9 protein-coding genes are annotated in these 9,933 nt (G+C 72.0%); 4 read left to right on the forward strand and 5 right to left on the reverse strand.

Annotation, left to right across the window (positions count from 1 at the left end; all coding sequences use genetic code 11):
- The 3 genes from ACTHMS_RS01750 to ACTHMS_RS01760 form a co-directional block, all read left to right on the forward strand.
- The coding region (locus ACTHMS_RS01750) for a diguanylate cyclase domain-containing protein (RefSeq protein WP_440304960.1) at window positions 1–861 on the forward strand (861 nt) is incomplete at its 5' end.
- Window positions 858–1,670, forward strand: a complete 813-nt coding sequence (locus ACTHMS_RS01755; RefSeq protein WP_440304961.1) for an HDOD domain-containing protein — start codon at window positions 858–860, stop codon at window positions 1,668–1,670. The genes ACTHMS_RS01750 and ACTHMS_RS01755, both read left to right, overlap by 4 nt.
- Window positions 1,671–1,892: 222 nt before the next feature.
- Window positions 1,893–2,930 carry a response regulator gene (locus tag ACTHMS_RS01760; protein ID WP_440304962.1) on the forward strand — a complete coding sequence of 346 codons (1,038 nt, stop codon included), beginning with the start codon at window positions 1,893–1,895 and terminating at the stop codon, window positions 2,928–2,930.
- A gap of 30 nt (window positions 2,931–2,960) precedes the next feature.
- Here ACTHMS_RS01760 and ACTHMS_RS01765 read toward each other — a convergent pair whose 3' ends face one another.
- The gene (locus tag ACTHMS_RS01765; RefSeq protein WP_440304963.1) at window positions 2,961–3,923 is read right to left on the reverse strand and encodes a phytanoyl-CoA dioxygenase family protein; all 963 of its coding nucleotides are present in this window, start codon (window positions 3,921–3,923) and stop codon (window positions 2,961–2,963) included.
- 52 nt (window positions 3,924–3,975) lie between these two features.
- Between ACTHMS_RS01765 and ACTHMS_RS01770 the strand changes: the two genes are divergently transcribed.
- Window positions 3,976–4,863: a helix-turn-helix domain-containing protein gene (locus ACTHMS_RS01770; RefSeq protein ID WP_440304964.1), complete on the forward strand. Its 888-nt coding sequence runs from the start codon at window positions 3,976–3,978 to the stop codon at window positions 4,861–4,863.
- On the opposite strand, the gene ACTHMS_RS01775 is transcribed toward ACTHMS_RS01770, so the two are convergent.
- From ACTHMS_RS01775 to ACTHMS_RS01790, 4 genes are all read right to left on the reverse strand, one after another.
- The gene (locus ACTHMS_RS01775; RefSeq protein WP_440304965.1) at window positions 4,864–6,876 is read right to left on the reverse strand and encodes a beta-galactosidase; all 2,013 of its coding nucleotides are present in this window, start codon (window positions 6,874–6,876) and stop codon (window positions 4,864–4,866) included.
- Complete coding sequence (locus ACTHMS_RS01780) at window positions 6,873–7,784, reverse strand: carbohydrate ABC transporter permease (protein WP_440304966.1); 912 nt, start codon at window positions 7,782–7,784, stop codon at window positions 6,873–6,875. The genes ACTHMS_RS01775 and ACTHMS_RS01780 overlap by 4 nt, the downstream gene beginning before the upstream one ends.
- Entirely contained in the window at window positions 7,781–8,734 is a 954-nt protein-coding gene (locus tag ACTHMS_RS01785; protein WP_440304967.1) for a carbohydrate ABC transporter permease, read from the reverse strand. Before ACTHMS_RS01785 ends, ACTHMS_RS01780 begins: the two co-directional genes overlap by 4 nt.
- 96 nt (window positions 8,735–8,830) lie before the next feature.
- Window positions 8,831–9,933, reverse strand: a 1,103-nt coding sequence (locus tag ACTHMS_RS01790) for an extracellular solute-binding protein (RefSeq protein ID WP_440304968.1), incomplete at its 5' end; no start/stop codon positions are given.

Here is a 9,933-nt window from a genome sequence, read left to right on the forward strand (position 1 = left end):
GCGCCGCGCGCGGCCGGCGGCATCGTCGCCTCGGACGTCGGGGCCCGCCTGTCGTTCGTCAACGGGGCGTGCGCGGCGAGCGTCGGGCACGCGCCCCACGAGCTGGTCGGGACGGGATGGTTGCGCCGCATCGTGACCGACGACCTGCCGGCACTGCTCGGCGACCTCGAGCGCGTCGTCGTCGGCGAACCGGTCGACCGCACCCTGCGCATGTACGGCCGCGACCGGCCGGTGCGGTGGGTGCGGCTGCGGCTGACCCCGACCGCCACCCACCACCGCGCAGGCGGGTTCATCGGCACGGTCGAGGACGTCACCGGTCGCCGCGCCCGTGAGTCGAAGCTGGCCTACGACGCGACCCACGATGCGCTCACCGGCCTCATCAACCGCCGCAGGCTGATGGAGCTGCTGAAGGACGTGTACGAGAGCCCGGCCCGTCGCCGCCACGACATGGCCCTGCTGTTCTGCGACCTCGACGGCTTCAAGGCCGTCAACGACCGCTTCGGCCACGACGCCGGTGACCGGGTACTCGTCGAGGTGGCGTCCCGCCTGGGCGCGGAGGGCCGTGAAGACGACCTGGTGGCCCGGCTCGCCGGTGACGAGTTCGTCGTCGTGCTGCGCGACGTCACGGCGGTCGACCAGGCCGTCGCCGCGGCGCAGCGCCGGTCGAGCGCCCTGCGCCGGCCCATCACCGTCGAGGGTCAACTCCTCACCGTCGGCGCGAGCATCGGTGTCGCGATGCTGCGCGACCACGGCGACCTCACGGCGCTGCTGCGGGCGGCCGATGCCGCGATGTACCGGGCGAAGGTGTCCGGCGGGGGTGTCGCCGCCCGCCAGGCGACGCCGGAGCAGGAGTCGGCGTGAGCGCCGAGACGGTCGTGTCGCCGGTGCGGACGGAACCCGAGGACCTGCCCACGCGTCCGGGCGCGGTGCACCACGTGCTTGCCGTCGCCGACGATCCGGACGCCGGGGTCACCGACCTGGCGCGGGCGATCGCCGTCGACCCCGCGCTGACGGCGAGCATGCTGCGGCTGGCGAACTCGTCGTACTACGGCCTGACCGCGCGCATCGGCCGGGTCGACCTCGCCGTCGCCGTGCTCGGCTTCACCACGGTGCGCACCGTCGCGCTGCTCTCGGCCGTGGGCACCGAGGGCGATGTGCCCGCCGGCTTCTGGGACCACGCGGCCGTCACCGCCACGGCGGCCGGCCTCTGCGCGCCGCTGCTGGACGTCGACGCGTCCGACGCGTTCTGCCTCGGCCTGTTGCACTGTGTCGGCGCCCTCCTGCTGCACCGCGTGCGCGAGCTGCCCGCGCTCTGCCTGCCCGAACCCGCCGACATCGACGCGCTGCGCGCGCGGGAGGTCAAGCGCTACGGCGTCGCCCACGACACCATCGGCGCCCAGACGCTGCGCGCCTGGAACTTCCCGGCGACGCTGTGCGACCTGATCGGCGCCCACCACGACACGTCGCGCCGCGACCCGCTGGCGCGCGTGCTGGCGACCGCACGGCTGTGCACGAACCTCGCCGCCGTCGATGCGCCCGCGTCGCCGGACGACCTCGCCCGCGTCGAGACCGCGAGCTCCGGCCGCGTGCCCGCGGAGGACGTCGGCCGCTGGACGCGCCAGGTCCAGCGCCGTTCGGCCGATCTTCTGCAGGTGTTGCAACTGCTCTGACGAGGCCTCAACGCTCGTCGAGACGCGATCGCCCGCACTGCCGGACGTCGTGCGTGTCGGCAGCGTTGCAGGGCGATGAGCACATGGTGAACAGGCCGGACGAGCGGTGTACAACACGGCCGAGTTGGGTCGAATGGCACTGCGGTCGGGCGCGGAAGGGCAACATACTGAGGCTCCCCCGCCACGATCGCCGCTGCGGTCGCCCTCCCGCAGGAGCCGTCGATGACCGTCCACCACGTCCCGCCCGGATCACCCCCCTCACCGCACACGAGCAGTGACGACGAGATCCGCTGGGCGACCGGCCGCGCGAGCCGGGCCGTCCTCATCATCGACGCGCAGGGCACGGTGCACGTCGCCAACCCGGCCGCCCACGAACTGCTCGGCTACGCCGAGCCGGAGCTGATCGGCCGCTCGGCCACCACGCTCATCCCCGGCGCCTTCCGCGCGCCGAGCCCCGCCGGCCGCGCCATCCTCGACGAGGTCGTGCTGCCGCAGCCGCGATCGACGTCGCACTTCCACGCCCGCCGCGCCGACGGCTCACGCTTCGCCGTGCAGGTCGCCCGCAAGGCCATCCACTTCGGTGGCGAGGTCATGGCGCTGACCACCGTCAACGCCGTCGCCGACGCACCGCGTGACGCGCTCGTCGAGCGCAGCGTCGACGTCACCGCGGCGGCGCGGCTGCAGCAGCGGGTGCTCGACGACCTCGGCACGGCGCTGCGGGGCTCGCTCGACACCGTGCTGCGCGCCAGGCTCGAGCGGGCCGCGGCGTCGGCGCGTGAGGTGCTGGCGCTGCTCGAGCCACCGGCGGCCGCACCCGTCGCGCCTGCCCGCACCGTCAGCGCCCACACCGGCCCGGTCACCCGCGTCGTGCTGGCCGACGACACCGACGAGATCCGCGACTCGCTGCGGCGCTACCTGTCCCGCCGCGCCGACATCGAGATCATCGGCGAGGCCGTCGACGGCGCGCACGCCGTCGAGGTCGCCACCCGCCTGCAGCCCGCGCTGGTGATCATCGACTACTCGATGCCGGTGCTCGACGGCCTGCAGGCGCTGCCGCTCATCCGTGCCGCCGTGCCCGGCGTGCAGGTCATCATGCTCTCGAGCTACGGCGACGACGTGCTCGGCGCGGCCGCGATGAAGCACGGCGCGATCGCCTACGTGCAGAAGGGCAGCGCCAAGAGCCTCGGCCGCATCGCCGCGCTCATCGACGAGCACTTCCCCGCCGCCGCGGACAGCACCGCCGACCGCACCGCCGGCTGACCCGTCCGCGTCGCCCGGCCGTCGGCCGCCTCAGCCCGCTGCGGCGTCGGCGAGCGCGCCGACCCGACCGGTGACATCGCCCGCGCTGCAATACGTGCCCGGGCTGTGCGTCTCGTGCACGACGCGCAGTTCGGCCGCCCGGTCACCGATCAGCACCGGCCGCAGCGTCTCGTCCGGACGCCAGTCGAACTGCACGGCGCCCGGCCGCGCCGCGGCGTGCGCCTCGAGGGCCAGCGGCAGCAGGCGCAGCCGCCGGTCGACCCAGGCGGCGTCCCACGGCCCCTCGGCGAGGATCTGCTCCGCCGCGCGGAACTCGTAGTAGAGCGTGCGGCGCAGGCGTGCGTCGCGCACCGGCGGCGACCCGTGCACGACCATGACGTCGTGCAGCAGCACGTCGCCCGCCCGCAGGCCGACCTCGACGGCGCCGGGCACGTCCCAGCCGTGCTCGTGCTGCACCGCGCAGACGTCGGCGACCGCGCGGTGCGAGCCCGGCAGCACCCGCAGTGCGCCCGCCCCCGGCACCGAGTCGTCGAGGTAGACGTCGATGTTGACGATGCGCCGGCTGCGTGGGTGCACGGCGTCCTGGTGCCAGTCGATCGGCGCGCCGTCGCCCTCGGCCTTGAACACCATCGACTCGTAGGTCGGCACGAAGTTCGCCCCGGCGAGGCTCTCGGCGAGGCCGAGCAACTCGGGCGACCCGAGCAGTTCGAGTGAGGCCGAGCGTCCCTTCGCGTGCAGGTAGTCGACGCGGAACATCACCCGACCGGACGGTCGGTCGGCGAACTTCCAGTCGTCGCTGCCGTCGCTGTCGGCACCGTCGGCCATCCACTGCTCGGACGCCGCCCGCAGGCGGCCGAGCAGATCGGTGGGGATGCGGCCGGGCAGCACGAGGAAGCCGTTCGTGTCGTACTCGGCGAGCTGCTCGGCCGTGAGATGGAAGGCCGAGCGGCCGACCGGGGTCGGCGGGAACGCCGTCATGGGGGTTTGTCGCATGCGTCGACGCTAGGGCGCGAGGCGGAGAGACTTCCTCCGCTAGTCTCGCCGGATGTTCCCGGATCCTCCGGTCGGGCTGGGCGGTGTGCTCGACGAGTCGTTCGGGTTGCGGTGCTGGCAGGGCGCCCCCGCTCCGATGCGCGCGGCGCACCGCCACGACGACGTCGAGGTCAACGTCGTCACCGGGGGCGAGGTCGTCTACCTGTTCGGCGGACGACCGGTGCGCATCGCCGCCGGGCAGACCGTGGCCTTCTGGGCGACGATGCCGCACCAGCTCATCGACGCCTCCCCCGAGGCCCGCAGCCACTGGCTCACCGTGCCGATGCCGACGGTGCTCGGCTGGCCGTTGCCGGCGGCGGCCCGCGACCGGCTGCTCGCCGCCGAACCGGTCGTCGACCACGACCCGGCCGCGGTCGCCGGTGACGACGCCCGGTTCGCCCAGTGGCAGCACGATCTCGCCGTCGGCGGCGAACGGCAGGAGGTCGCGCTGCTCGAGATGCAGGCGCGGTTGCGCCGGCTCGCCCTCGGCGCCGAGCGACCGCCGACCGCAGCGCCGACGACGGCGGCCTGGCCGCACGCCGCCGGCACTGCGCCGCGCACGGGGGACGCCGGGCCGGGCGTGACGCACGCGCTGACGATGGCCACCTTCATCGCGCACCACTACGACGAGCCCATCACGTCGTCCGACGTCGCGGCCGCCGCGCACCTGCACCCGCACCACGCGATGACCTCGTTCCGGCGCGTCACCGGCACGACCATCGGCGACTACCTCACCCGCTGCCGCGTCGCCGCGGCTCAACGGATGTTGTTGACGACGGACCTGCCGGTCAGCGACGTCGGCGCGCAGGCCGGGTTCACCTCGTCGTCGCGCTTCTACAGCGCGTTCACCGAGGTCGTCGGCTCGTCGCCCGGGCGGTACCGGCGCGCGGCGCGGGCCTGATCAGCGCGTCGAGTGCACGACCGCCGCGCCGCCCGCGGGCAGCGCCAGCGCACCGTCGACCTGCCTGCCGGTGAACACCTCGGTGCCGTCGGCCGCGACGGACACCTCGTCGCCGGTGTGGTTCACCAGGAACAGCCAGGCACCGTCGCCGCCGACCCGGCGCACCGCTTCGACGCCCCGGGGCAGGCCGGCGACGACGGGTTCGACACCCGCTGCGGTCAGCAGGTCGTCGACCAGCCGGCCGAAGCGCTCGTCGGACAGCTCGGTGCCGACGTACCAGGCGTGCCCGCTGCCGTGCCCGTGCACCGTGAGCGCCGGTGAGCCGGCGGTCGGCCCGTCGGCGTAGGTGAGCACGGCGGTCGCCGTCGTGGTGCGGCCGTGCTCGCTCCAGAGCGTCGCCGTCGAGCCGTCGGACAACCCGACCGACTGCCCGGCGAGCAGCGGCGCGAACTCCTCGATGCGCACGCCGAGCAGTTCGGCGAACGCGCCGGGGTACCCACCGAGCCGCACGTGGTCGTGCTCGTCGACGATGCCCGAGAACCAGGTGATGACGACCGTGCCGCCGCCGGCGACGAACTCGGTGATCACGCGCGCGGCAGCGTCGTCCACCAGGTACTGCCCCGGGACGACGACCAGGTCGTAGCCGTCCAGCGACGCGCCCGGCCGCGCGAAGTCGACGCCGACCGAACGCCCCCACAGCGCGCCGTACCAGCGGCGCAGCTGCGCGAACGGCGAGAAGTCCTGGGACGGGTGCGAGTCGAGCTCGCCCGCCCACCACGACTCCCAGCCGTGCACGATCGCGACGCGTGGCCGATCGACCCGGCTACCCGTCACCGCGCCGAGTTTGCGCAGATCCGCGCCGAAATCGACGACCTCGTGCCACACCCGCGAGTCGGTGCCCGCGTGCGGCACCAGCGCGCTGTGGAACTTCTCGGCGCCGGCGCGCGACGCCCGCCACTGGAAGAACAGCGCACCGTCGGCGCCGCGGGCGAGGTGCTGCAGCGAGGTGCGCCGCAGCTCGCCCGGCGCCTTCGCCCGGTTGCGCGGCTGCCAGTTCACCGCCGAGGTCGAGTGCTCCATGAGCAGCCACGGCTCGCCGGACGCGAGCGAGCGCATGAGGTCGGCGGCCATCGCCGTGCGCTCGGCCGGGTCGCGGTCGTCGACGATGAGGTAGTCGTCGTTGCTCACCAGGTCGACCGCGTCGGCGAAGTCCCAGTAGTCGAGCGGCTTCCAGAAGCTCATGAAGTTCGTGGTGACCGGCTGCGTCGCGCGCGCGGCGATCACCTCGTGCTCGGCGCGGTAGAGGCGCACGTGCTCACCCGAGCTGAACCGCCACCAGTCGAGCTGCTGGGTCGGGTTCGCGAACGAGTGGTACGACACCGCGCGGGGCGGCAGCACCTCGCGCCAGTCGCCGTAGTGCTGCGACCAGAACGCCGTACCCCACGCCGCGTTGAGGGCATCGATCGTGCCGTAGCGCGCCTCGAGCCAGTGCCGGAACGCCTCGGCCGACGCGTCGCAGTAGCAGTGCCAGTTGTGGTTCGCGTACTCGTTCGAGACGTGCCAGAGCACCACGGCCGGGTGGTCGGCGTAGCGCTCGACCATCGCCCCGGCCATGTCGACCGTGGCCTCGCGGAACGCCGCCGACGACGGGCAGTACGCCTGCCGCGCCCCGTGGCTTCGTCGCGCACCCGTCACGTCGACCAGCGCCGCCTCGGGGTGGCGGGTGGTGAACCAGGGTGGCGGGCTCGCCGTCGCGGTCGCGAGGTCGACGGCGATGCCGCCCTCGTGCAGCCTGTCGAGCACGCGGTCGAGCCAGCCGAACTCGAAGCGTCCGGGGGCGGGTTGGAGCAGACCCCACGAGAAGACGCCGACGGTGACGAGGTTGACGCCGGCCTCGCGCATCAGCGCGATGTCCTCGGCCCAGATCTCCTCGGGCCACTGCTCGGGGTTGTAGTCACCGCCGTAGGCGATGCCCCCGAGCCGGGCCGTGACCTCGTCGAGCCGTGGGCTCACTTCACCGCCCCGGCGGACAGGCCGGTGCGCCAGTACCGCTGCAACGCCAGGAACGTGATGATCAGCGGGACGACCGAGACCAGCGAGCCGACGATGACGGCCACCTGCAGCTCGGGCACGCGCGAGATCTGCGACTGCCACGAGTACAGGCCGAGGGTCACCGGGTAGAGCTTGCTGTTCTGCAGCATCACGAGCGGCAGGAAGAAGTTGTTCCAGATGGCGACGAACTGGAACAGGAAGATCGTCACCAGCGCCGGCGCCATCATGCGCGTCGACACCTGCCAGAAGATGCGGAACTCGCTGGCACCGTCGAGGCGGCCCGCCTCGATGATCTCGTCGGGCACCGACGCCGCGGCGAACACGCGTGAGAGGTAGACGCCGAACGGGCTGACGATCGAGGGCAGCAGCACCGACCAGTAGGTGTCGGTCAGCTGCACCTTCGCGAACATCAGGAACAGCGGCAGGGCGAGGGCCGTGGCGGGCATCAGCACGCCGCCGAGGACGACGTTGAAGATGAATTCGCGGCCGCGGAACTGGTACTTCGCGAGCGCGTAGCCGGCCAGGGCCGCGAGGAAGGTGGCGATGGTGGCACCGCCCACGGCGTAGAGCACGCTGTTGAGCAGCCAGTCGACGTAGATGTGGTCGTCGCGTCCGAACAGGCGGGCGATGTTGTGGGCGAGCTGGCTGCTCGGCGCGAGGCTGCTGCCCTTCGCGATGTCCGACTGGGTCTTGGTCGACGCCGTGAACAGCACGTAGACCGGGGCGAGGAAGTAGACGGCCATGATGACCAGCACGGTCATCGCCATGGCGATCGACCAGGGGCTGTCCTTCGGCCCGCGTCGTCCGGTCGCCGTCTCGGCCGGCGGCGGCGTGGTGATCGCCCCGGCCGTGTTCGTCAGCAGGCTCATTGCGCCGCCTTCCGCTGCGTCGCCTTGAGGAAGGCGAAGGAGAGGATGAACGTCGAGACGGCGAGGATCACCGAGAGCGCCGCGGCGTAGTCGTAGTTGTTCTGGCCGGCGTCGAACACGACCATGTTCGGCGTGTAGGTCGAGGTGATCGTCGTGGCGATCTTGCTGAAGACGACCGGCTCGGTGAACAGCTGCAGCGTGCCGATGATCGAGAAGACGCCGGTGAGGACGATCGCCGGCGCCACCGACGGGATCTTGATGTACCGGGCCGTCTCCCAGTTGCTCGCACCGTCGAGCTTGGCCGCCTCGTACAGCTCCTGCGGGATGGCCTGCAGCGCCGAGTAGATGATCAGCATGTTGTAGCCGGTGTAGGTCCAGGTCACCACGTTGGCGATCGACCAGAGCACGAGGTTCGACCCGAGGAAGTCCGGCTCGATCGAGAGCTTGCGCAGCAGCGACACGATCGGCGAGAGGTTCGGGCTGTAGACGAAGCCCCAGATGAGCGCCGCGATCACGCCGGGGATCGCGTACGGGATGAAGAACGAGATGCGGAAGAACCGCTTGGCCCGCGCGACCGTCGAGTCGAGCATCAGGGCCAGCCCGAGCGCGAGCAGCAACATGATCGGGATCTGGACGATGCCGAAGGTCAGCACCCGCCACACGCTCGAGCGGAAGTCGCCGTCGTGCAGCACGCGGCTCAACTGGGAGGTGCCCGCCCACGCCTCGGTCGGCTTGCCGTAGATGCCGCCGGTGCGCTGGATCTTGTGCAGGCTGCGCCAGAGCGCGTACAGCACGGGCACCAGGTAGAAGAGGATGAACGGCACCAGGAAGGGCGCCATGAACAACCACGGGGTGCGCCCGTTGCGCAGCCCGGGCGTCCGGCGCCGGGCCGGCGCGGCCCTGTCCGCGGCCTCGGTGGCGGCGACCGGGACGGTGACGTTGGCGACCATGACGACCTCCGACTGGCGGCGGGGCGGTCGGGGAGGACGACGAGGGGGTCGGCCCGGGTGGGGGCGCGGTTTCACCCCACCCGGGCCTCGTACCGATCAGTTGGCGATCGGGACGTTCTGTGCCTTGAGCGACGCGATCGTCTTCGTCTGGGCCGACTGCGTGGCCGCGTCGAGCGTGCCCGAGCCGGAGAGTGCCCCGACGATGCCGTCCTTCAGCGCGCTGTAGGTGTCGGTCATGGTCGGGCCCCACTGGAAGTTCGTCGCGACACCGGCGCTCGCCTGCTTGAAGACGTCGAAGATCTTCTCGCCGCCGTAGAAGTCGACACCCTGCTGCAGCGACGGGATGTCCAGGCCGGCCTTGGCCGCCGGGTACAGACCGCCGAGCTTGTTCTCGAGCGCGAGGGCGTCGGGGTCGGTGTTGAGCCACAGCGCGAACTTCGCCGCCTCGGCTGGGTGCTTGCTGCTCGAGAAGACCGCGGTCGACGAGCCGCCCCAGTTGCCGGAGGTCGTGCCGCCGGCCGTCCACTGCGGGATCGGCGCGACGGCCCACTTGCCGCTCGTGTCCTTGGCGTTGTCACGGATGGTGCTGTAGCCCCACGCCGCGCTGATCCAGCTGAGCACGGTCCCGTCGTTCCACGCCTTGTACAGCTCGGGCGAGAAGCCCTGCAGGTTCGTGGCGACCAGCTTCTGCGAGATGAGCTTCTGCCAGTACTGGTTCACCTGGGTGACCTTGGGGTTGTCGGCGATGCTGACCTTCACCTTGCCGCCCTGGTCGGAGAACAGCTGCGCGCCGTTCTGCCAGAGCAGGCCCGTGTACCAGTTCGGGTCGCTCTGCGAGAAGAAGGTGATGTACTGGTTCGCGTTCGCCTGGTGGATCTTGGCCGCGTCGGCCGCGTACTCGTCCCAGGTCTTCGGCGGCGTGGTGATGCCCGCCTTGGCCAGGATGTCCTCCCGGTACAGGTTGCCCATCGGTCCGGAGTCCTGCGGGATGGCGTAGACGGCGTCGCCCTGCTTGACCTGGTTCCACACCCACGGCACGTACTGGTCGCCGAGGCCGGACGCCCCGTACGGGGCGAGGTTCAGCAGGCTGTCCGTGACGGTGAACGAGGAGATGTACTGGAACTCGACCTGGGCCACGTCCGGGGCGCCCTTGCCCGCCTTCAGGGCGGTGCGGAGCTTCTGGTAGTGCGCGGCGCCCT

Origin of the sequence: Jatrophihabitans sp. (assembly GCF_051960575.1) — a bacterium.
In the GTDB taxonomy this organism is placed as follows: Bacteria; Actinomycetota; Actinomycetes; order Mycobacteriales; family Jatrophihabitantaceae; genus JBQCEE01.